26 protein-coding genes are annotated in these 21,754 nt (G+C 60.4%); 24 read left to right on the forward strand and 2 right to left on the reverse strand.

The window, feature by feature from the left end; translation table 11 throughout:
• Positions 1 to 15 precede the first annotated feature (15 nt).
• The 20 genes from DXD56_RS01675 (at position 16) to DXD56_RS01770 (ending at position 11,792) form a co-directional block, all read left to right on the forward strand.
• Complete coding sequence (locus tag DXD56_RS01675; protein WP_022094280.1) at positions 16 to 201, forward strand: type Z 30S ribosomal protein S14; 186 nt, start codon at positions 16 to 18, stop codon at positions 199 to 201.
• 119 nt (positions 202 to 320) lie between these two features.
• Positions 321 to 719: a 30S ribosomal protein S8 gene (gene rpsH / locus DXD56_RS01680; RefSeq protein ID WP_006235262.1), complete on the forward strand. Its 399-nt coding sequence runs from the start codon at positions 321 to 323 to the stop codon at positions 717 to 719.
• Positions 720 to 752: 33 nt separating this feature from the next.
• The gene (gene rplF / locus DXD56_RS01685) at positions 753 to 1,289 is read left to right on the forward strand and encodes a 50S ribosomal protein L6 (protein WP_117564182.1); all 537 of its coding nucleotides are present in this window, start codon (positions 753 to 755) and stop codon (positions 1,287 to 1,289) included.
• A 75-nt stretch (positions 1,290 to 1,364) separates the two neighbouring features.
• Complete coding sequence (gene rplR, locus DXD56_RS01690) at positions 1,365 to 1,733, forward strand: 50S ribosomal protein L18 (RefSeq protein ID WP_006235264.1); 369 nt, start codon at positions 1,365 to 1,367, stop codon at positions 1,731 to 1,733.
• A gap of 14 nt (positions 1,734 to 1,747) precedes the next feature.
• Positions 1,748 to 2,272 carry a 30S ribosomal protein S5 gene (rpsE, locus tag DXD56_RS01695; protein WP_055252236.1) on the forward strand — a complete coding sequence of 175 codons (525 nt, stop codon included), beginning with the start codon at positions 1,748 to 1,750 and terminating at the stop codon, positions 2,270 to 2,272.
• Between the two features lie 2 nt (positions 2,273 to 2,274).
• Positions 2,275 to 2,457: a 50S ribosomal protein L30 gene (gene rpmD / locus DXD56_RS01700; protein WP_006235266.1), complete on the forward strand. Its 183-nt coding sequence runs from the start codon at positions 2,275 to 2,277 to the stop codon at positions 2,455 to 2,457.
• A gap of 3 nt (positions 2,458 to 2,460) precedes the next feature.
• Positions 2,461 to 2,910 (forward strand): 50S ribosomal protein L15, encoded by a 450-nt coding sequence (gene rplO / locus DXD56_RS01705; RefSeq protein ID WP_006235267.1) that lies wholly within the window; start codon positions 2,461 to 2,463, stop codon positions 2,908 to 2,910.
• A complete protein-coding gene (gene secY / locus DXD56_RS01710; protein WP_035137447.1) occupies positions 2,904 to 4,190 on the forward strand; it encodes a preprotein translocase subunit SecY in 1,287 nt (428 codons plus the stop codon). Before rplO ends, secY begins: the two co-directional genes overlap by 7 nt.
• Before the next feature lie 18 nt (positions 4,191 to 4,208).
• Complete coding sequence (locus DXD56_RS01715; protein WP_055252238.1) at positions 4,209 to 4,835, forward strand: adenylate kinase; 627 nt, start codon at positions 4,209 to 4,211, stop codon at positions 4,833 to 4,835.
• The gene (map, locus tag DXD56_RS01720) at positions 4,832 to 5,620 is read left to right on the forward strand and encodes a type I methionyl aminopeptidase (protein ID WP_117639640.1); all 789 of its coding nucleotides are present in this window, start codon (positions 4,832 to 4,834) and stop codon (positions 5,618 to 5,620) included. The genes DXD56_RS01715 and map overlap by 4 nt, the downstream gene beginning before the upstream one ends.
• Before the next feature lie 104 nt (positions 5,621 to 5,724).
• The gene (infA, locus tag DXD56_RS01725; protein WP_035137443.1) at positions 5,725 to 5,943 is read left to right on the forward strand and encodes a translation initiation factor IF-1; all 219 of its coding nucleotides are present in this window, start codon (positions 5,725 to 5,727) and stop codon (positions 5,941 to 5,943) included.
• Between the two features lie 150 nt (positions 5,944 to 6,093).
• Positions 6,094 to 6,207 (forward strand): 50S ribosomal protein L36, encoded by a 114-nt coding sequence (gene rpmJ, locus DXD56_RS01730; RefSeq protein WP_006363204.1) that lies wholly within the window; start codon positions 6,094 to 6,096, stop codon positions 6,205 to 6,207.
• 14 nt (positions 6,208 to 6,221) lie between these two features.
• Positions 6,222 to 6,596: a 30S ribosomal protein S13 gene (gene rpsM / locus DXD56_RS01735; protein ID WP_022094275.1), complete on the forward strand. Its 375-nt coding sequence runs from the start codon at positions 6,222 to 6,224 to the stop codon at positions 6,594 to 6,596.
• 14 nt (positions 6,597 to 6,610) lie between these two features.
• Positions 6,611 to 7,015 (forward strand): 30S ribosomal protein S11, encoded by a 405-nt coding sequence (rpsK, locus tag DXD56_RS01740; RefSeq protein ID WP_006235274.1) that lies wholly within the window; start codon positions 6,611 to 6,613, stop codon positions 7,013 to 7,015.
• A 19-nt stretch (positions 7,016 to 7,034) separates the two neighbouring features.
• Positions 7,035 to 7,631 (forward strand): 30S ribosomal protein S4, encoded by a 597-nt coding sequence (rpsD, locus tag DXD56_RS01745; RefSeq protein WP_006235275.1) that lies wholly within the window; start codon positions 7,035 to 7,037, stop codon positions 7,629 to 7,631.
• A gap of 32 nt (positions 7,632 to 7,663) precedes the next feature.
• Positions 7,664 to 8,605, forward strand: a complete 942-nt coding sequence (locus tag DXD56_RS01750) for a DNA-directed RNA polymerase subunit alpha (RefSeq protein WP_006235276.1) — start codon at positions 7,664 to 7,666, stop codon at positions 8,603 to 8,605.
• Positions 8,606 to 8,635: 30 nt separating this feature from the next.
• On the forward strand, positions 8,636 to 9,103 hold the full coding sequence (rplQ, locus tag DXD56_RS01755; RefSeq protein ID WP_006235277.1) for a 50S ribosomal protein L17: 468 nt from the start codon (positions 8,636 to 8,638) through the stop codon (positions 9,101 to 9,103).
• Positions 9,104 to 9,195: 92 nt separating this feature from the next.
• Complete coding sequence (gene truA, locus DXD56_RS01760) at positions 9,196 to 10,020, forward strand: tRNA pseudouridine(38-40) synthase TruA (RefSeq protein ID WP_117629206.1); 825 nt, start codon at positions 9,196 to 9,198, stop codon at positions 10,018 to 10,020.
• 203 nt (positions 10,021 to 10,223) lie between these two features.
• Positions 10,224 to 11,222: a glycosyltransferase gene (locus DXD56_RS01765; protein ID WP_158549267.1), complete on the forward strand. Its 999-nt coding sequence runs from the start codon at positions 10,224 to 10,226 to the stop codon at positions 11,220 to 11,222.
• A gap of 132 nt (positions 11,223 to 11,354) precedes the next feature.
• Complete coding sequence (locus DXD56_RS01770; RefSeq protein WP_006235280.1) at positions 11,355 to 11,792, forward strand: arginine repressor; 438 nt, start codon at positions 11,355 to 11,357, stop codon at positions 11,790 to 11,792.
• A 184-nt stretch (positions 11,793 to 11,976) separates the two neighbouring features.
• On the opposite strand, the gene DXD56_RS01775 is transcribed toward DXD56_RS01770, so the two are convergent.
• On the reverse strand, positions 11,977 to 14,193 hold the full coding sequence (locus tag DXD56_RS01775) for a transglycosylase domain-containing protein (RefSeq protein ID WP_117639642.1): 2,217 nt from the start codon (positions 14,191 to 14,193) through the stop codon (positions 11,977 to 11,979).
• 162 nt (positions 14,194 to 14,355) lie between these two features.
• Here DXD56_RS01775 and DXD56_RS01780 point away from each other — a divergent pair, with 162 nt between their 5' ends.
• The 4 genes from DXD56_RS01780 to DXD56_RS01795 all read left to right on the forward strand — a co-directional run bounded on the left by DXD56_RS01780 (position 14,356) and on the right by DXD56_RS01795 (position 20,729).
• Positions 14,356 to 16,332 (forward strand): U32 family peptidase, encoded by a 1,977-nt coding sequence (locus DXD56_RS01780; protein WP_158549268.1) that lies wholly within the window; start codon positions 14,356 to 14,358, stop codon positions 16,330 to 16,332.
• A gap of 97 nt (positions 16,333 to 16,429) precedes the next feature.
• Complete coding sequence (gene tyrS, locus DXD56_RS01785) at positions 16,430 to 17,641, forward strand: tyrosine--tRNA ligase (protein WP_117639646.1); 1,212 nt, start codon at positions 16,430 to 16,432, stop codon at positions 17,639 to 17,641.
• A 274-nt stretch (positions 17,642 to 17,915) separates the two neighbouring features.
• The gene (locus tag DXD56_RS01790) at positions 17,916 to 19,736 is read left to right on the forward strand and encodes an adenine deaminase (protein WP_117639648.1); all 1,821 of its coding nucleotides are present in this window, start codon (positions 17,916 to 17,918) and stop codon (positions 19,734 to 19,736) included.
• 198 nt (positions 19,737 to 19,934) lie between these two features.
• Positions 19,935 to 20,729 carry a Cof-type HAD-IIB family hydrolase gene (locus tag DXD56_RS01795; protein WP_117639650.1) on the forward strand — a complete coding sequence of 265 codons (795 nt, stop codon included), beginning with the start codon at positions 19,935 to 19,937 and terminating at the stop codon, positions 20,727 to 20,729.
• 118 nt (positions 20,730 to 20,847) lie between these two features.
• Here the strand turns inward: DXD56_RS01795 and DXD56_RS01800 are convergent, their stop codons facing one another.
• Positions 20,848 to 21,690 carry a Cof-type HAD-IIB family hydrolase gene (locus tag DXD56_RS01800; RefSeq protein ID WP_117639652.1) on the reverse strand — a complete coding sequence of 281 codons (843 nt, stop codon included), beginning with the start codon at positions 21,688 to 21,690 and terminating at the stop codon, positions 20,848 to 20,850.
• Positions 21,691 to 21,754: the final 64 nt, after the last annotated feature.

Below are 21,754 nucleotides of genomic sequence, written 5' to 3' on the forward strand. Positions count from 1 at the left end.
GTGAGGAGGATATAAGTGGCTAAGACATCGATGATCGTCAAGTGCAATCGCAAGCAGAAGTTCTCTACTCGTGAGTACACGCGCTGCCAGCGCTGCGGCCGTCCGCACTCTGTGTACCGCAAGTTCGGCCTGTGCCGTGTCTGCTTCCGCGAGCTTGCACTCAAGGGCGAGCTTCCCGGCGTTAAGAAGGCCAGCTGGTAAGTCACTACCAGCGTTTCAAGCATCAGTTTGGAACAGGGAAAACGCGCTAAAAAGGCTTTGCCGTTAAGGGCGGCGAAGAACCAAGAGCACGTGTTCATCAAGAACGAAGGAGAATCTGTATGAACCTTACAGACCCGATCGCAGATATGCTTACGCGCATCCGTAACGCTAACTCTGTGAACAAGGCCACGGTCTCCATGCCGAGCAGCAAGAAGCTCGTCGAGATCGCTCGTGTTCTGCACGAGGAGGGCTACATCGAGGGCTACGATGTCGAGGACACCGTTCCCCAGAAGACTCTGCACATCACGCTTAAGTATGGTCCCAAGAAGGCTAAGGTCATCAACGGCATCCGCCGCATTTCCAAGCCGGGCCTGCGTAAGTACACCGGCGTTGCCGACATGCCCCGCGTCCGCGGTGGCCTTGGTACCGCCATTATTTCCACCAGCCATGGCGTCATGACCGACCGCGATGCTCGCAAGCACAACGTCGGCGGCGAGATCATCGCTTACGTCTGGTAATTCGCTCGGTAGGTAGAAGGAAAGGAGATCACCGTGTCTCGTATCGGTAATAAGCCTGTCCAGATTCCCGCCGGAGTCGAAGTGGCAGTCAACGGCAACAACGTTGTCGTCAAGGGCCCCAAGGGCCAGCTCGAGCTCGATGTCTTTGAGAAGCTCGCTATCAACATCGAGGACAACGTCCTCACCGTTTCCCGTCCCGACGACGAGCGTGAGACCCGTGCCCGCCACGGCCTCACCCGCGCCCTCATCCACAACATGGTTGTTGGCGTTTCCGAGGGCTTCGAGAAGAAGCTCGAGCTCGCCGGCGTCGGTTACCGCGTGCAGCAGAAGGGCAAGAACCTCGAGTTCTCCCTGGGCTTCTCGCACCCCGTGATCGTCGAGGCTCCCGAGGGCATCACCTTCGAGGTTCCCGACAACACCCACGTGAACGTCAAGGGTATCAACAAGCAGCAGGTCGGTCAGATCGCCGCTGAGATCCGCGGCCATCGTCCTCCCGAGCCTTACAAGGGCAAGGGTATCCACTACGTTGGCGAGCACATCCGCCGCAAGCTGGGTAAGGCCGCCAAGTAGTCGTAACCGACTCACTCGCATAAGACCAGCACCCCGTCAGGTGCTGGCAAGATCAACCTTTTTAGGAGTTTACGTATGAACAAGCATAAGGCGAAGCTGGAAGGCCTCAAGCGTCGTCAGCGTCGTGTTCGCGGCAAGGTCTCGGGTACCTCCGAGCGTCCGCGTCTTCGCGTGACCCGTACTAACGCCAACATCTATGCCCAGATCATCGACGACAGCAAGGGCTCCAGCCTGACGCTCGTCTCTGCCTCGACCCTCGAGGCCGAGTTCAAGGGCACCCACACCTCGAACAAGGAGGCTGCGGAGAAGGTCGGTCAGCTCGTTGGCAAGCGCGCCATCGAGGCCGGCATCACCAAGGTCGCCTTCGATCGCGGTGGCCGTATCTACCATGGCCGCGTCAAGGCCCTCGCCGACGGTGCTCGTGCCGCCGGTCTCGAGTTCTAGGAGGTATGTAGCACATGGCTCGTAATCAGAAGCAGCAGCGCGAGGCCTCCGAGTTCGAGGAGCGCGTCGTTTACATCAACCGCGTGTCGAAGACCGTCAAGGGTGGTCGTCGCATGAGCCTCGTCGCTCTCGTCGTCGTTGGCGACGGCAAGGGCAACGTCGGCGTTGGCATGGGCAAGTCCGCTGAGGTGCCCCTGGCCATCTCCAAGGCGTCTCTCGATGCCAAGAAGAACATGTTCCACGTGCCGGTGACCGAGCAGGGCACCATCCCGCACGAGGTTCTCGGCCACTTTGGTGCCGGCCGCATCATCATCAAGCCCGCTGTCGAGGGTACCGGCGTTATCGCCGGCGGCGCTGTGCGTCCCCTCTTCGAGCTTGCTGGCATCAAGAATGTCCTGTCCAAGTCCCTCGGTACCGACAACGGCCTCAACATCATCAAGGCTGCCGTCGAGGGCCTCAAGGAGCTCTCCAGCCCTGAGGACGTCGCGGCTCGCCGTGGCCTGACGGTCTCCGAGATGTTCGTCGGTAAGGAGAACTAAGCATGGCTGACACCATCAAGATCAAGCAGGTCCGCAGCACCAACGGTTGCAAGCAGGACCAGGTCCGTACTGTCCGTGCCCTCGGTCTCCACAGGATCCGCGAGGTTCGCGAGATTGCTGACAACGAGTCCGTCCGCGGCATGATCTTCAAGGTCAAGCACCTTGTCGAGATTGTAGAGGAGTAGCAAATGCAGCTTCACGATCTTACTCCCGCGCCCGGTTCCACCAAGAACCGCAAGCGCGTCGGCCGTGGCAATTCTTCGGGTCACGGCACCACTTCTGGCCGCGGCCAGAAGGGCCAGGGTTCCCGCTCTGGCGGCACCAAGGGTGCCGGCTTCGAGGGTGGCCAGACTCCGCTGGCTATGCGCCTGCCCAAGCTCCCGGGCTTCCGCAACCCCCGTCGTATCGAGTACACCGCTGTCAACGTCGAGCGTCTCGAGCGTAAGTTCGAGGACGGCGCTGTGATCGACGGTGCCGCTCTTAAGGCCGCTCGCATCACCAAGAGCGAGTTCGAGCCCGTCAAGGTGCTCGGCAATGGTGAGCTCACCAAGAAGTTCACGGTCAAGGTCGACAAGGTCAGCGCTTCTGCGCAGGCCAAGATCGAGGCCGCCGGCGGAAAGGTCGAGCTGCCGTGCTAAATGGTCTTAAGAATGCTTTCCGCATCAAAGAATTGCGCGAAAAGATTCTTTTTACCATAGCTATGCTCGTCGTGTACCGCATTGGTGCGCACGTTCCTGTGCCCGGCATTCCCTTCCAGGGGATGCTGGGCCTTTTCTCGACCGATAACAATTCGGTCGCCGCAGGTGCTATGGCCCTCCTGAATCTTTTCTCTGGCGGCGCGTTGAGCTATGTGTCGGTGTTTTCGCTGGGCATCATGCCTTACATCACCAGCTCGATCATCCTCCAGATGCTCCAGGCCGTTGTGCCTTCCCTGCATGAGCTTGCCCGCGAGGGCGAGGTCGGTCAGACCAAGATTACGCAGTATTCGCGTTACCTCACCTTGGCTCTGGCAATCCTCAACTCCGTGGGTTACCTCTTCCTCTTTAAGAGCTTCGGCATCAGCTTTAATGGCGCTGGCGCTCCCGAGATCATCTTCGACCTCATGATCGTCGGCACGCTCACTGCGGGCGCCATGCTGATCATGTGGATTGGTGAGCTCATCACCCAGCGCGGTATCGGCAATGGCATGTCCCTGATCATCTTTGCGAACATCATGGCCGGCCTGCCGCAGGCGATCTTCTCCAGCACCGAGGGTAATGCCGGTGGCATCATCACCATGGTGATCATCTGCGCCATCATCCTGCTGGTTATCCCGCTGATTGTTTTTCTTGAGCGCGGCCAGCGCCGCATCCCGGTCTCCTACGCTAAGCGCGTCGTGGGCCGTCGCATGATGGGTGGCCAGACCACCTACCTGCCCATCAAGGTCAATACCGCGGGTGTCGTGCCGATCATCTTCGCTTCGGCGCTGCTGTACTTCCCGGCTCAGATTGCCGTGTTCTTCCCCGGCATCGGCTGGATTCAGGCAGTTGCCTCTGCGCTTTCGACCGGTTGGCTCAACTGGGTGCTTAATGTTGTCCTCATCGTGTTCTTCGCGTACTTCTACACCTCCATGGTGTTCAACCCCGATGACACGGCCGACAACCTTAAGAAGCAGGGCGGCTTTATTCCGGGCGTCCGTCCGGGTAGGGCTACCGCGGCCTACATCAAGAACGCGCTCAACAAGATCACGCTTCCCAGCGCTGTCTTTTTGGCGCTCATCGCCATCGTGCCTTCGATCATCTTCTCCTTCACGGGTAACCATCTGATCCAGGCATTTGGCGGCACGTCCATCCTCATCATGGTCGGCGTCGTGCTCGACACGGTCGATAAGCTCGAAGGCCAGATCAAGATGTATGATTACGATGGATTCTTTAAATAGGCTAGAGGAGGATTGCTCATGAACCTCGTATTGCTCGGAGCTCCGGGTGCCGGTAAGGGCACCGTCGCACAGGAGCTCGTCGCCGAGTTTGGCGTCGCTCACATTTCCACGGGCGACCTGCTGCGTGCTGCCGTCAAGGGTGGCACCGAGCTTGGTATTCAGGCTAAGAAGTACATGGACGCTGGCGAGCTCGTTCCCGACCAGCTCGTGATCGACCTTGTCAAGGAGCGCCTTGCTGCCGATGACGCCCAGCAGGGCTTCATCCTCGACGGCTTCCCGCGCAACACCGCCCAGGCTGTGACGCTCGATTCCGAGCTCTCCGCCATGGGTCGCGAGATCGACTGCGCCCTTCTGGTCGACGTGGCCCCCGAGGTCATCATCGATCGTCTGTCTTCGCGTCGCACCTGCCGCGCCTGCGGTTACACCGGCACCGCTGCCGATGCTACCTGCCCCAAGTGCGCCGGCGAGATGTATCAGCGCGACGACGACAAGCCCGAGACCATCAAGAACCGTCTCGACGTCTACGAGAAGTCCACGAGCCCGCTCGTCGACTACTATCGTGGCCAGGGTCTGCTCAAGTCGGTCAACGGTGACCAGGCTCGCGAGACCGTGTACGGGGATGTCAAAGAGGCTCTCGGTCTATGATCAAGATTAAGTCTGCAACGCAAATCGAGCAGATGAAGAAGGCAGGAGCGCTATCTAAGATGGCGCTCCGCCACGTTGGAGCCATGGTGCGCCCTGGTGTTTCGACCTTTGAGCTCGATCAGCTCGCGGAGCAGATTATCCGTATGCATGGCGGCACCCCGGCCTTTAAGGGTTACGGCGGGTTCCCCGGTACCATTTGCGCATCGATTAACGATGCCGTGGTCCACGGTATTCCCAACCCCGACATGATCCTGCGCGATGGCGATATCATCTCCATCGATACGGGAGCCGTTGTCGACGGTTGGGTTGGCGATAACGCTTGGACGTTTTTCGTCGGCACCCCTACGCCCGAGGCCAAGGCCCTGTGCGAGGTCACGCGCGATTGCCTTAAGGCTGCCATCGAGCAGGCTATTCCCGGTAACCATATCGGGGACGTCGGTTATGCCGTTCAGTCTCTCGCCGAGTCTCACGGTTACGGCGTGCTTCGCGACTATGTGGGCCATGGCATTGGCCGTGTGATGCACGAGGACCCCAACGTTCCTAACTATGGAAAGAAGGGGAGAGGCGTTCGCCTCCAGGCCGGCATGGTCATTGCCATCGAGCCGATGGTTACGATGGGCTCCAACCATGTGAGCACGGGCTCCGACGGTTGGATCGTCACGACCAACGACCACCTGCCCGCCGCGCACTACGAGAACACCGTCGCCATTACCAATGACGGCCCGGTGATTCTCACCACGGATGCCCAGGGTGCTTGGTGTTCGCTCCAAGGCGGAGAAATGTAACAAGTTCCACTTAGTTGTGGATCCATTACGAAGTTATTACGATGCGTGCATACGTGTTGTAGAATATTCAATCGCTGTCGTTTTCTAGAGAAAGATGATTGCTTGTGAAGAAGGAAGACGCAATTGAGCTCGAGGGTACGGTAAAGGAACCGTTGCCCAATGCCATGTTTAAGGTTGAGCTCGAGAACGGTCATTCGGTTCTGTGCAACATTTCTGGCAAGATCCGAATGAATTACATCCGTATTCTCCCCGGTGACAGGGTTGTCGTGGAGCTTTCCCCGTACGACCTGACCCGCGGCCGCATCACCTATCGCTACAAATAGCGGCACGCATACACGCACTCCATTTCCGACTGCAGGCTTAGCTCAACCTACGGTCGGATTGTGTGTGAAGACCAGCCATAGTTTTAAACGCCTGCGGCTGGGCGAGTAGATAGTAGGGAAGTAGTTTGAGCGCTACCGAAAGGAAGAACGATGAAGGTACGTCCTTCGGTCAAGAAGATGTGCGATAAGTGCAAAATCATTAGGCGCCATGGCAAGGTCCTCGTCATTTGCGAGAACCCCCGTCATAAGCAGCGTCAGGGTTAAGAGAGGAGACTACGTTGGCCCGTATTAATGGTGTCGACCTCCCGCGTGAGAAGCGCGTTGAGATCGGTCTGACCTACATTTACGGCATCGGCCGCACCACTGCGACGAAGATCTGCGTCGAGTGCAACGTTAACGTGGATACGCGCGTTAAGGACCTCACCGAGGATGAGGTTAACGCCATCCGTGATTATATCGATAAGAACCAGATCATGGTTGAGGGCGACCTCCGCCGTGAGCGCAACCAGAACGTCAAGCGCCTTATGGACATCGGCTGCAACCGCGGCCTTCGTCACCGCAAGGGCCTCCCGGTCCGCGGCCAGCGCACCCACACTAACGCTCGTACCCGCAAGGGCCCGAAGCGTCAGATCGGTGCTAAGAAGAAGAAATAAGGAGCGCTAGATAGATGGCTACTGCTAAGAAGAACGTTCGCGCTGCCCGTCTGAAGCGCGCGGACCGTAAGAACATTTCCGTGGGCCAGGCTCACATTCGTTCTACGTTCAACAACACGATCGTTTCGATCACCGATCCCCAGGGCAACGTCATTTCCTGGAAGTCGGCTGGCCAGGTGGGCTTCAAGGGCTCCCGTAAGTCCACGCCGTTCGCTGCCCAGATGGCTGCCGAGGCTGCTGCCAAGCAGGCCATGGAGCACGGTATGAAGAAGGTTTCCGTCTTCGTCAAGGGCCCCGGCTCCGGTCGTGAGACCGCCATTCGCTCCCTCCAGGCTGCTGGCCTCGAGGTCTCGAGCATCCAGGACAAGACCCCCATTCCGCACAACGGCTGCCGCCCCAAGAAGCGTCGCCGCGTGTAACTGAAAGGATCGTATCAATATGGCAATCGACAGGACTCCTGTTCTTAAGCGCTGCCGTCAGCTCGGGATCGATCCCGCTGAGCTCGGTTACAGCAGCAAGAAGGAATCTATCCGTCAGCCCAAGCGCCGTCGCAAGGAATCTGAGTACGGCATGCAGCTGCGCGAGAAGCAGAAGGTCAAGTTCATCTATGGCGTTCTGGAGAAGCAGTTCCACGGCTACTTCAACAAGGCCCGTAAGATGAACGGCGTCACCGGTGAGAACCTCATGATCATCCTTGAGTCTCGCCTTGACAACGTCGTCTTCCGTCTTGGCTTCGCCCGCACCCGCAAAGAGGCTCGTCAGTCCGTCCGTCACGGTCACTTCACCGTGAACGGCAAGCGCGTGGATATTCCGTCCTACCGCGTCAAGGCCGGCGACGTCGTCGCTGTCGGCGAGAAGTTCCGTGACCTCCTCCCCATCAAGGAGGCTCTGATTTCCTCCGAGCGCTTTGAGGTCCCTGGCTGGCTCGAGGTCGATATCGAGAAGCTGTCTGGTAACGTGCTCGCTCTGCCGACGCGTGAGCAGATCAGCGGTGATATCAACGAGCAGCTCATCGTCGAGCTCTACTCTAAGTAGTCCATCCGGGCTGCTGAGGCTGGAGGTAATACATGTCAGAATTCATTAGGCCTCAGGTTCAGGTCGAAGAGATCAACGAGACGTCTGCTCGTGTCTCCGTCGAGCCGCTCGAGCGTGGCTACGGCGATACGCTGGGTAACTCCCTTCGTCGCGTACTTCTGTCCTCGCTCGAGGGTGCCGCCGTCGAGGCTATTCAGATCGATGGTGCACAGCACGAGTTCATGACCATCCCTAACATGGTCGAGGATGTCACCGACATCGTCCTGAATGTCAAGGGTCTTGTCTTCAGGGCTCTCGGCACGACCGACGAGGCGACCGCCACCATTTCTGTTGACGGCCCCTGCGAGGTCACCGGTGCGGACTTCTTTATTCCGTCCGAGTTTGAGCTGGTCAACCCCGAGCAGCACATCGCTACGCTTACCGAGGGTGGCCATCTCACCATGAGCATGCGCATCGGCTATGGCCGCGGCTATGTCTCTGGCGAGGCTAACAAGCGCGACAACGATCCCATCGGTGTGATCCACGTCGACTCGCTGTACTCGCCGGTGTCCCGTTGCGCCAAGCTCGTTGAGGCTTGCCGTGTCGGTCAGCACACCGACTACGACCGCCTTGTCCTCGAGATCGAGACCAACGGCTCCATCGCTCCGCGCGACGCCGTGGTCCAGGCTGCCAATATCATCAACCAGCATATGGCTGCCTTTATGAACCTTGCCGAGACCCCCGAGGTCGAGGAGGAGGCTTCGATTTTCGCTCCCGAGGTCACCAACGACAACGCCGAGCTGGACAAGCAGATCGAGGATCTGGACCTTTCCGTCCGTTCCTACAACTGCCTTAAGCGCGCCAGCATTCACTCGGTCCGTCAGCTCGTTGAGTTCTCGGAGAACGATCTGCTTAACATCCGTAACTTCGGTGTTAAGTCGATCGAGGAAGTGAAGGACAAGCTTGAGTCCATGGGCCTGAGCCTGAAGGCTTAATGCTTCGCATATTTGAGGAGAAACTAGACCATGCGTCACAACGTTAAGAAGGGCCTGAAGCTCGGCACCGATGCGAGCCACACCAAGGCCATGAAGAAGAGCCTGGCCAAGGCCCTCTTCGAGAACGACCGCATCAAGACCACCGAGACCCGCGCTAAGGCGCTGCGTTCGGTCGTCGACCCGATCATCACCTGGGCCAAGAAGGGCGACCTGCACTCTCGTCGTCTGGCCATCGCCAAGCTCGGCGATAAGCAGCTCGTTGCCGAGATCTTCGACAAGGCTGCCCAGGGCATGTGGCAGGACCGCAACGGCGGTTACACCCGCATCATGAAGCTCGGCAACCGTAAGGGCGACAACGCTCCTATCGTTATCATGGAGCTCGTCACCGAGCCTTGCACGCCTAAGGCCAAGAAGGCTGCTCCGGCCCCCAAGAAGGCCGCTGCTCCCAAGAAGGTCGAGGCCGTCGAGGAGGCTCCTGCTGAGGAGACCGCTGAGTAGACAATCCGTCTGCATAGGCTATATTCGAGGGGTACGTTCGCGTACCCCTCTTTTTTTGTCGCGATACCGTTGATTGTTTGTTGGGAGCGCCCATGACCGCGCCGTCTGATTTCAATTCGATTCCTGAGCTCGATGCCACGCTTGTATTCTGTGTTGCCTATGATGGCTCGTCCTATAGCGGATTTGCCGAGCAGCCGGGCCAGACGACCGTTGCGGGCGAGTTGCGCCGCGCTATCGAGACGCTGCTGCGCCGCCCGATCGATCTGACGTGTGCGGGTCGTACCGATGCCGGCGTGCATGCGGTGGCCCAGTACATTAGCGTGCCCGTAACGGACGCTGAGCTTGCTCTGACGCGCCGTAGGTGGCTGAGGGCTATGGATGCCCTCCTGCCCAAAGATATCGCCATAAACGAGGTCTACAAGGCCCGTAGGGGCTTTTCTGCCCGCTTTGACGCGCGGTCCCGTACGTATACGTACCGTATTGCCGATCGCGATGCGCGCCCCGTGCTCTCGCGCGGTGCGGTGTGGTGGCATCGCTATCCCCTCGACGTCGATGCGATGGCGGCCGCCTGCCCTGCGCTTTTGGGCGAGCAGGACTTTAAGAGCTTTTGCAAGGTTGCCTCTGCTGTGGGCAAGCCCACGCACCGCTGCGTGATGCGTGCGGAGTTTGGCCACGAGGTCGCTTTTGGCGAGGATATCCTGACCTTCACTATCGAGGGCAATGCGTTTTTGCACTCGATGGTGCGTACCATTGTAGGAACGCTCGTGGAGATTGGCATGCATCGTCGCGATCCCCAGTGGATGCGCGAGGTTATTGACGCCCGTGACCGAACCGCTGCGGGTCCCACGGCGCCTGCCTGCGGCCTTACGTTTATGGGTGTGGATTACGGCCCCGACGAGCTTGTCGTTCTCGACTAGGGGAGTGCTCGGCGCGTCTGTGCCTTGCACATACTATGTGTGAGCTGCGCGTGTGCAACATCTGTTCTTGGCGTGCAACATGTTAGGCGGCTCGTTGCTTTTATAGCTCGGGTGTACCATGAACGACAGTTTGATTTGGTGCTATCGAGAGGATGGAAAACTTGGTTCGACGTTGTTCGCATCCGCGACTTTCGGTGATCCTTGTGGTAGAAGGTTCGCCCAGCTATGCGATGCGTGCGCTCGAGAGTATCCAGAACCAAGACCTCTATGATTTGCAGATTGTCGTTGTCTGCCGCGATGCTGTGCCCGGTGTGCGCCATTCGCTTCAAGTTGCTGCCGACAGGGACATCCATATTGATTTGATTGACGTCGAGGACGCGAAGCGCGGCGCTTGTCTTCGTGCCGGTTTTGATGCCTCGCGCGGCTCTCAAATCATCGCCATGAACGCCGATGAGTGGTTTGCTCCGCAGGCCCTTTCCAAGATGGTCGATATCGCGTGCGATACTGCGGCAGACATTGTGCTCCCCTCGGTGTCGCTCGATCGATACGATGCGCATCGCGAGCGTCATTCGCGCGTCTTGGATGCTGCCTCTATTGCCATAGAAGACGAGTCTTCTATGGTGACTGGGCTGCCCCAGTTGATTTTAGGCGGCTTGGTTGCTCAAGTCTCTGGCGTGATGTACAGCCGTCCACTGTTTGAGGCATGTCTTTTGTGCGATAAGACGTTTCGCACGGTTGGGTTTATGGCGTGCGCGCTCTCGCAGGCACAGCGCGTCTCCGGATGCGGCGACGCTTGTTTCCACGCGGCGGCGCCTAAGCTTACAGATGCCTTTGATCCCACCATGTATGCCAAGGTATCCGATGACGCCCGGGCGCTCGACGAGCTTGCGGACTCACTCTCGGAAGCAGATAGCGGTGGTCGGCTCAAGCTGGCAAGCCAAAAGTTCTACTTTGCCGGACTGGTCGCCTGCATCGAGAATTTGTGTCTGAGCCCGCATGGAGTGTCGTCAATCGAGCGTTCCGCCCGCATGCGTGATATGCTCGAGGCGCCTCGAACCCGTCAGATGGTCGCCGCGCTCAAGGATAACCATCGGGGACTCGGTCTGTTGTTTGGGCCGATCGCCAGCGCCAAGCCCGCGCGCTGCGTGATGTGTACGCATCTGGCAGCTTTTCTTAACCGGACGGGCGCAAAAACCGCCTAAACGGCTCATTACGAAACAAACTTGCATAGAATTGTTTCGAAATGCGTTCTTATACACAAAAGCCTTCAAATAGCGTTAAACTATTCAATCACTGATTGATTGTCTCCGCCATCTTTTGGAGAGAGGGTTTGTATGGCTAAAAAACGCAATGGGCGCCAGGATGCCATTAGAGATATTGTGCGCAATAAGGATGTCCGCACGCAGCGCGTGCTGGTCGATGAGCTCCGTGCTATGGGCTTTGATTGCACGCAGGCGACTGTCTCTCGCGATATTGCCGATATGGGGCTGCGTAAGCTCCCTGAGGGCATCTATGTTCTGGCAGAGGACCTGCACCTGCAGCGTATGGTTTCCGAGCTCGTAACGGGCGTTCTGCGTACCGATAATCTGGTTATGATCAAGGCTCAGCCTGGCACGGCTTCCGGCATCGCCGCCGCCGTTGATGCGGCAGAGTTGCCCGATGTGCTTGGCTCGCTTGCCGGCAACGATACGATTTTGGTTATTGCCCAGACGGCCGAGGACGGCGAGCGCCTCGAGGCGCTGATCAATAAGCTGAGCAATTCTCGCAAGTAGGTGTGCGGGCCGTGCGCTCGGCATTGCGTGCGCTGACATAGTGGCTTGTAAGGGGCATCGACGTTGGTCGGTACCCCTTTTTGTTTGCCGGTATAAAGACCGCCCACCAGGTCGCTTCAAACTAAAAGGCCCCGAGCAGTTCAATAAGCTGCTCGGGGCCTTGTTGGCTTTAGTCGCGTACTTCTTAGCCGACCGTATCGTCAGGCGTGGGCGAGGGGTCGGGAGTGGGCGTAGGCGTAGGCGTGCCGCCATCGCCGCCGGTCGAGCCACCAGTGGAGCCGCCCGTCGAGCCACCAGTGGAGCCGCCCGTCGAGCCACCGGTCGTACCGGTGCCGCCGGTGGTGTCGCCGCCCGTGGTCTCGGTGGTCGTGGTCGTCGTGGTAGTTGTTGTGGTGGTTTCCTCTTCCTCTTCGTCCTCGTCCTTGTCGTCGTTCTCCGACTTCTTGGTGTTGTTGGTGCCGTAGAACTTCCAGACGCTGTTGTTCTTGTAGGTGGGCGCCGTTCCGGTCGCAAACTCCTCGCGCTCGGTACCGGTCAGAACGGTGTTCATAAACCGCTTAAAGACAGGCAGGTTGGTGCTGTCGCCCAGCAGGTCCGTGCCGTACTTTTGGATGGGGATCTCGCCCGCGGAATAGCCGGTCCACAGGGCGCACGCCAGCTGCGGGGTATAGCCGCAGAACCAAAGGTTGGTGGTGTTGTCGGTGGTGCCCGTCTTGCCGGCATAGGGCTGGTTGACACTCAGGGCGCCGGCAGCACCCGTACCGCTGCCCTTCATGACGCCGGACAGAACATCGGTGACCGCGGCGGCCTCGCCCTCGGTAAGCACCTGTGAGGGATTGTCGGTGTGCTGGTACAGCACCGAACCGGTACGAGAATCAATCTCGGTGATGGCGATCGGCTGGCGATAGTAGCCGCCGTTGGCAAACGTCGCGTAGGCGGCGGCCATCTCGAGTGGCGAGATCGAGCCGGTGCCGAGCGTCATGACGGGAACGTCCTCGATGTTGTCCTTGGCGGGGTCGATGCCGAGCTTTTTGACGAGCGAGATGATCTTGCTGTTGCCGACGGCTTCCGCCACCTGGATGTAGCCGGTGTTGGAGGAGTATGCCGTCGCCTGCTTAAGCGTGATGTTGCTGTAGCTCTGGTTGGCGTAATTTTGGACCTCGGTCGTGGTGCCCTTGGCCTTGAGCGGCGAGTTGCAGTTGAGGGTGACGTTGGGGTTCATGCCGTTTTGGATGGCAGTTGCCAGCGTAAAGGCCTTAAAGGTGGAGCCGACGGGACGCTTGGCCGTGGCATGGTTTACGTGGTTCTCGTCGGCGTTGTAGTCGTAGCCGCCCACCATGCACTTGATGTAGCCGGTCTTGGGGTCGACGACGACCATGCCCATGTCCAGGCCGTCAAGCGAGAGCGTGTCGAGCTGCTCGCGGACGGCATTCTCTGCCACCTGCTGCATCGTGGGGTCGATGGTGGTCTTGACGGTCAGGCCGCCCTTAAAGAGCACGTCGGTCGAGAACTCCTGCTCCAGCAGCTGCTTGACGTAGGAGACAAAGTAGGGCTGCGAGTATACGTCGACGCCGCTGCCCGAGATTTCGGTCACATTGAGGGTGATGGGCTCGGCCTGTGCGGCATCGTGCTCCTCCTGGGTGATGTGGCCCAGGCGCAGCATGTTGTCGAGAACCTTGTTGCGGCGAGACAGTGCCAGATCGGGATTGACCGTGGGGTCGTACTGCGAAGGCGAGTTGGGAAGGCCGATGAGTAGCGCGGCCTCGCTCAGGGTGAGGTCGGCGGCGCTCTTGGACAGATAGGTCTCGGCTGCGGCCTCGATGCCGTAGGCGCCGTGGCCGTAATAGATGGTGTTGAGGTACATCATGAGGATCTCGTCTTTGGAGTACATGTCCTCCATCTTGATGGCGATGTAGGCCTCGCGCACCTTACGCTCAATGGTCGAGTCGAATTGCTCCTCCTGCAGGATGGTGTTGCGCACAAGCTGCTGGGTGATCGTCGAGGCGCCTTCGTGCCCGCCGCCGAGGGTTGCCACCGCAGCACGCGCGATACCCCACAGGTCGATACCGCCGTGCTCGTAGAAGCGCTCGTCCTCGACGTCAACGGTGCCCTGCAGCACGTAGGGGGAGACCTCGTCCTTGGTGATGGATTTGCGGTTTTGCGTGTAGAAGCTCGCGATCTTGTTGCCGTTACAGTCGACGATCTCGGTGGGCTCGCTCACCAGATACGCGTTGGCGTCGGTGTAGTCGGGCAGATCGGACAGCCAGCGGTTGACGTTACCGACCATGCCGATGCCAAACGCCACGCCCGCAATCAGCAGAAAGCCCAAAAACGAGAGCAGGATTATGGGCAGGGCGTGCGTCTTTGAACGGCTGTGTCCCTGTCGTTGGCGAGGACCCATATATTGACCTCCAGGTATGTCGTGCCAGACGGTGGATGTGCCGTCGGGGCAGGATGGACATAAGTTATTACACGATAAACCAAACGGGGCGCGCGAGGCCTCGTGTATGCTGGAAGACGGCATTTTTCAGAGTGAATGCATACCTTGGTAAGGAGTTTGTCGATGGCGATTCGGACGATGGGGCCGAGCGGACAATACGAGACTGGATTGGATGCTGCCGGTGCGGCGCTGCCCGAGCTGCTGGCGCCGGCGGGCGGACTCGACCAGATGCTTGCGGCCATCGCCGCGGGTGCCGATGCCATCTATGCGGGGTTGGGCGGCTTTAACGCCCGTGTGAGCGCCCATGGCTTTACGGATAACGAGTTTGCGCGCGGCTGCGCCGTGGCGCATGCCCATGGCGTGCGTGTGTACGTAACGCTCAACGTGTTCGTGTTTGACGATGAGTTGTCCGACGCGGTGGCGTTGGGAGCTCATGCACTGGAGCTGGGCGCCGATGCTCTGATTGTCGCCGATGCCGGGTTGGCCTGCGCGCTGCGCGCGGCGATTCCCGGGGTCGAGATTCACCTGTCCACGCAGGCGGGCGCTCATAGCGAGGGTGCCGTGCGGCTTGCCGCCGATGAGCTGGGGGTCGAGCGCGTGACGACGGCACGCGAGCTGACGGTCGACGAGATTGCGGCGCTATGTGCCACGGGCGTGCCCATCGAGGTATTCTGCCACGGTGCGATTTGCATCGGCTATTCGGGGGCGTGCGAGTTCTCGGCCCTGCGGCGTGGGCGCTCGGCGATGCGCGGCGACTGCACGCAGCCGTGCCGTCTGGCGTACGACCTAGTGGACGAGGCGGGGCAGAGTGTTGTTGCCGTCGAGGGAGACCGCCTGCTTTGTCCGCGTGACTATCTGGGTATCGCGCACCTGCCCGAGCTTGTTGCCGCCGGCGTGGCATCGCTCAAGATCGAGGGACGCATGAAGAATCCCGATTACGTATTCAACGTGGTGAGGGTGTGGCGTCGGGCACTCGATATGCTGTGCGACGGCGCGTGGGACTCCGGTGCCGTGGAAGAGCTTGAACGCGAGCTGGGAAGGTCGTTTAACCGTGGGTTTACCGATGCTTACCTGCGGGGTCGTTCGGGTGCCGAGCTCATGAGCTTTGAGCGCGCGATCAACCAGGGCGTGCGCGTGGGGCGCTTGGTCGCTGTGGGCCACGAAGAGGTGACCGTTGAGCTCGATGCCGCCGTGGCGGCGGGTGACACGCTCGAGATTCGGTTCTATCCGGGTGTCGACGCGCGTCCCGATGTGCCCAAGCGCTGGCCGCAGGTGCCCTGCCCGGTGGATGCCGCAGCGGGGAAGCGCGTCGTCGTGCATTGCAAGCGTAAGGTGGACGCGGGCTGCGAGGTCTATCTGATTCGCAGCGCCGGCGTGTTGGATCAGACGACGGCGGTGTTGGAGCGCATGCGGGCCGAGGCGGATGCGATTGCGCCCGTTGCGCGTGCCGTTGAGGTACTGCCCTTTGAGGACGCTGCGGTGGATGGCGGCGCGTCGACGGAGTTGGCGGGGTCGGCGGGGCCGGTAAAGCGCGAGGATTTTGCTCGTATGGTCTTTGCCTGGGAGCTGATGGATGTGGGTCCGCGCGATGAGCGAGATCTGTCCGATACAACGGTGGTGCTCGACGAAGTGTGCCGCGCGGGCGACGCCGAGCGGACTCGGGCGCTTATGCAGCGTGCCGGGCGCGTCGTCTGCCGCAATCTGGGACAAGTGGCGATGGCCCGCGAGCTGGGCACAACGTTTGACGTGGCGGCGCCGGTGTTCTGTGCCAATCGGGCCACGCTTACCTGGCTGCGCGGACTCGGTGCGGGGCGGGTGTGCTTGTCGGCCGAGTTGCTCGGCAATGATGCGGAGCGTGTTGCCGAGCTTGCCGCTTGCCCCGGTGTCTTGGGGCCTGTCGATGCCGACCGTCCCGAGATCATGGTGTGCGAGCACTGCTTGCTGACTGCCGAGGGCGCCTGCGCCACGGATGCAACGGGGCAGGTCCGTTGCCGTGACTGCTCGCGCCGTCAGCAGGCGCGCTTTTTGGTCGAACGTGACGGCACGCGTTTGCCGGTCGTTATCGACGCGTGCGGCAGGACGAGGATTTTCCTGTCGTAGGTGTTCGGCCGCGCCGTTTTGGTTATTATGAGTGGGTTTATGAACTTCGAGCACCGCCGTATCCGGTGAGGGTGCTATAGCAAAAGGAGGATACCCAATGCTGTCTGTCGACGAGCAAATGCGTATCATCACCTCGGGCGCAGCGCAGATCGTCCCCGAGGCCGACCTTCGCAAGAAGCTTGAGAAGGGCGAGCCCCTCAACATCAAGCTCGGCGTCGATCCCACCAGCCCCGACCTGCACCTGGGCCATGCCGTGCCCCTGCGCAAGATGCGTCAGTTCCAGGACCTGGGCCACAAGGTCACCCTCATCATCGGTAACGGCACCGCACTGATCGGCGATCCTTCGGGCAAGAATTCCACCCGCCCGCAGCTTTCGCAGGAGCAGATTGAGGCCAACGCCGAGACCTACGTGAGCCAGGCCATGAAGATCCTGGATCCCGAGAAGACCACCATCGTGCACAACGGCGACTGGATCCTGTCGATGGATCTGGCCGGCCTGCTGCAGGCGTGCTCCAAGTTCACCGTCGCCCGCATCCTCGAGCGCGATGACTTTACCAAGCGCTACCAGTCCCAGACGCCGATCGCCCTCCACGAGTTCCTGTACCCCGTGATGCAGGCCTTCGACTCCGTTCAGATCAAGGCCGACGTGGAGATGGGCGGCACCGACCAGCTCTTCAACCTGCTCGCCGGCCGCGAGCTCATGGAGAAGATGGGCATGGAGCCGCAGATCGCGCTTACCATGCCGCTGCTCGAGGGCACCGATGGCGTGCGCAAGATGTCCAAGTCCTACGGCAACTACATCGGCCTGACCGATGCTCCCAAGGATATGTTCGGCAAGACGATGTCCATCCCCGACGAGATGATCGGCAAGTACTATCGTCTGGCCAGCTCGCTCACCCCGGCCGAAGTCGACAAGATCGACGCTGCCCTGGCCGACGGTTCCGCCGATCCCTATGAGCTCAAGCGCGCGCTGGGCCGCGACCTGTGCGACACCTATCACGGCGCCGGTGCCGGTGACGAGGCTCAGGCCGAGTTCGACCGCGTGTTCAAGGAGGGCCAGCTTGCCGACTTCCCCGAGAAGCATGTCGAGCTGACCGTCAACGACGAGGGCCAGATCTACCTCGCAGGCCTGCTTAAGGACCTGGGCCTTTCGGCGAGCGCCGGCCAGGCCCGTCGCGACATTGACGGCGGCGGCGTCAAGATCAACGGCGAGGCGGTGGCTCCCAAGAGCTACAACATCGACCCGAGCGCCCTCAAGCTGGGCGACACCCTCTCAGTAGGCAAGCGCAAGGGCTTTAAGTTGGTCTAGCAAGTAGGTCAACCTAACATGTGCAATAGGGCCGCAGCCGGAACGATTCCGGCTGCGGCTTTTTTGGCACTTGGGGACGTTCCTTTTGTGCCGGCACTTTGGGACACTCCTTGTCATTGGTGCAAAGTAACCTGTCCCCATTGCGCCAAGCGGCGTGTGCCGTTAAGCGGACGGGGTGTTAGCGGGACCTTCTTTTGGGCATACAATTGCTATTGGCTTGCTGCGGTGAAGGCTCGTCCGCTCCGCAGTTATTTCTACAGTTAAAGGAGTATGTATGTCCGTTGAGGTCATGAGGTCTGTGATCGATGCTGCCGAGGGCCGCGTGCCCGTCGACACGCTGTTTACCAATGCGCAGATTGTCGACGTATATGGCCAGCGCGTGGCGCCCGGTAGCGTTGCCGTCAAGGACGGCGTAATCGTCGGCGTGCTCTACGACGGTCGCGACGATGCCGCCGGCACCTACGAGGCGGCTGAGGTCATTGACTGCCAGGGTCGCTATATCGCCCCCGGCTTTATCGACGGACATCTGCATATCGAGTCCTCGAACATCCGTCCCGCCGAGTATGCGCGCATGGCGGCGACGCGCGGCACCACCACTGCCGTCGCCGACAGCCACGAGATCGCCAACGTTTCCGGCCTGAACGGCCTGCGCTTTATGATCGAGGACGGCCGTCGCGCGCCCATTTCCATCAAGTACATGATGCCCTCGTGCGTGCCCGCGCTGCCCGATGAGCAAGCGGGCGCTGTGATTACCGCCGCTGACATGCAGGCGTTTTTTGCCGAGTATCCGGGCGATGTCTTTGGTCTGGGCGAAATGATGAACCTGCCGGGTGTCTTTATGGCCGATCCTGAGACCTGCGCTCGCATCGACGCTGCCAACCAGACGCCGTCCAAGCAGGTCGACGGCCATGCGCCACTTGTTGCCGGCAAAGACCTCAACGCCTATGCCGCAGCGGGTATTATCGCCGACCACGAGTCGACGATTCCCGAGGAGGCGCTCGATAAGCTGTCCCGCGGCATGTATGTGATGCTGCGCGAGGGCACGTGCAGCCACGACCTGGCCAACTTGTCGCCGATGCTGCTGGAGAACCCCGCCCGCGCCCGTCGCTGCTGCTTTGCGACCGACGACCGTGCTCCTTCCGACGCGCTTTCGACCGGTATGATCGACAATGCCTGTCGCGTGGCTATCGAGGCCGGCATCGACCCGGTGGTCGCCATCTCCATGGCGTCCCTTTCTACGGCTGAGGCATTTGGCCTGGACCACGGCTGCCGCGACCCACACGAGCTCCGTGGCGCGATCGCCCCGGGCAAGCGCGCCGACCTGCTGGTGCTCGATGACCTTACGTTTGCCAAGGCTCCGCATCGTGTTTATGCCGCCGGTGCCCTGGTGGCGCAGGATGGCACCTTTGTGGGCGAAATTGCACCCGAGATGGCCGAGGTTGCGGCCCTTGCCGATGAGCTGCGTGCTTCCGTTAAGCTGCCGAAGCTATCGCTCGACGTGTTCGACTATGCCTTTAAGCCGGGCGAGGCCGTGATCGACGTGGTGCCGGGCAAGGCCATCACGGGCATGGCTCGTCCCGAGAATGCCGAGGGCCTGCGCCGCATTATGCTGATCGAGCGCCACGGCCGCGGCTTGTCACTGCAGGCCGAGGGGGCCGACGGTGATGGCCCTGCGGGCCTGGGTCTTGTTGGCAAGCACATTGGTCGCGGCTGGGTGCGTGGCTTTACCATTACGGGCGGTGCCATCGCCTCGACGATCGGCCACGACTCGCACAACGTGTGCGTGGTGGGCGACAACGCGGCCGATATGATGGCTGCCGTCGAGGCTGTTGGCCAGGGCGGCCACGTGCTGGTGCGCAACGGTGAGGTCGTGGCGCGTATTCCGCTGGCGCTCGGTGGTCTGATGAGCGAGGGCACGGCCGAGGATGTCGCCGCGCAGCACGACGACTTTATGGTCAAGGCGCGCGCCATGGGCATCGAGCCGCCGCTCGACCCCATCATGGGCATCATCTTCCTGCCCCTGCCGGTCATCCCGACGCTCCGCATCCGCCCCGAGGGCATGTTCGACGTCACGACCTTCACCTACGCCGACTAGTCATCGGGGACGTTCTTAAACGACTATCCGTCGGGGTGGCGTGTCGCCTGACGCCGCGACCGTGAGACCTCTGGCATGTGTGAGCTATTTGCCAGGTCCTTGTAACGTTTACGCCCGCGGAGTCTTATTTGAGCTCCCTTTGGGTACGTTGGAATCGGATACACGTTCGATTCCAACAAGCCCGAAGGGAGCTTTTCTATGTTTAAACTGATTGCATCCGATATGGACGGCACATTGCTTGACGAAAACGGCCAGGTGCCTCCCGAGACCTACGAACTGATTCTGGCGCTACACGAGCATGGCGTGCATTTCGCCGCATCGTCAGGTCGTCGCTACGATCGCCTGTGCGAGTTCTTTGCGCCCGTTCGCGACAAGATGGACTTTGTCGCAGCTAACGGTGCCCAGGTCTTCGCCGACGGCAAAATGGTAGACCGCGAGGTGTATTCGCACCTGGCGATTCGAAGGCTCGCCCAGGCCGTCGCGACGTTTCCCAATTTGCATCTTGCGCTCTTTGACCGAACCAAGTCCTTTTTGCTCGATGACGAGAGCAAGTTCGTGCGCGAGGTCGATAAGGACCTTCCCAATGCCGAACGCATTTGGGAGCTGCCCGATCCCAGCGTAAATATCATCAAGGCGAGTATCTTTTGCGATGACGGTGCCGTTATGGACAGCGCCTACGTACTACAGCGCGAACTTGGTCAGCTCTTTACTTTTGCGCCTTCGGGCAACGCGTGGATCGATGCCATGCAGCCTGGTGTGTCGAAGGCCTCGGGTATCGCGCAGCTCGCGGAGCATTACGGCATTGGTCGCGACGAGGTCATGGCGTTTGGCGACTCGATGAACGACTACGAGATCATTCGCTTTGTCGGCACGGGCTGCGCGATGGAAAACGCGCGCCCCGCGCTTAAGGCGGTGGCCGATCGCGTGGTGGGTTGTAACCGCGACCACGCCGTCCAGCAGGAGCTCCGTCGCGTGCTGGAGAGTCTCTCCTAATCCGGCAGATGGGGACGTTCCTTTTCTGCCGACAGTGGGGGACGGTCCTTGCAGCTTTTTGCGAAGAGTGTCCCCAGTGACTAGTCGTTTAAGAACGTCCCCAATGACTGACCAATGACTAGGCGAGGGCGGCCATGATGGTGCGGGCGACGCCGTCGTGGTCGTTGTCGTATTCGGTGATGGCGTCGGCGGCCTCGCGATCTTCGGGCTCGGCGTTGATCATGGCCATGCCGTGGCCCGCTGCCTGCAGCATGGGGATGTCGTTGATGTTGTCGCCGAACGCCCAGGCGTTGGCGAGGCGCTCGCCCAGGTGCTCACACAGCCACGTGAGGGCCGTTCCCTTGGTGGCGCCTTCGCCCATAACCTCGATATTCATGGCGTACGAACGCGTGACCTCAATGCCTCCGAGCGTGTCGAGCGCCGCCGCGATGGCGTCGCGATCGGCCGGGTCGTGCCAGTACATGGCGATGCGTTCGAGCGTCTCGACCCCGTCGATCTTACTGTCGATATCCATGTCGATCGGTGTTCGTGTGCGCTTGAGCGAAGCCGCGATGTGGGGGTCGCCGCCACAGAACTCATCCAGACGCGTGTAGAGCGAGCGGGGGAGGAAGCACTGCCCATCCGCGAAGATATCGAAGGTCACATCGTGGCCGGCGGCAATGCGATGGATGCGGTGGGCAATGCCACGGTCGAGCGGACGGCTCAAGATGCACGTGGCGCGCGAGGCATCGGTGGGCGTATCCTCGTCGAGCTGCCAGACGCTGGCGCCGTTGGCACAGACCGCGTAGTGCACGGCGGGATGGGCGAGAATGGGCTCAAAGATGCCCGACAGTGGACGTCCCGTGCAGGGAACAAACTCGATGCCACGACGTGCGAGCTCGTCGAGCATCGCCCAGGTGGCATCGCTCATTTGCTTAACGCTCGTCAGCAGCGTCCCATCCATATCGGAAAACACAATCATTTGATGCAGCCCTTTCTACTGGCATAAAAAGCGTGGCCGAGGGCTTGGGTCCCTGGCCACGCTC

Origin of the sequence: Collinsella sp. TM06-3, from assembly GCF_003436395.1 — a bacterium.
Classification (GTDB): Bacteria; Actinomycetota; Coriobacteriia; order Coriobacteriales; family Coriobacteriaceae; genus Collinsella.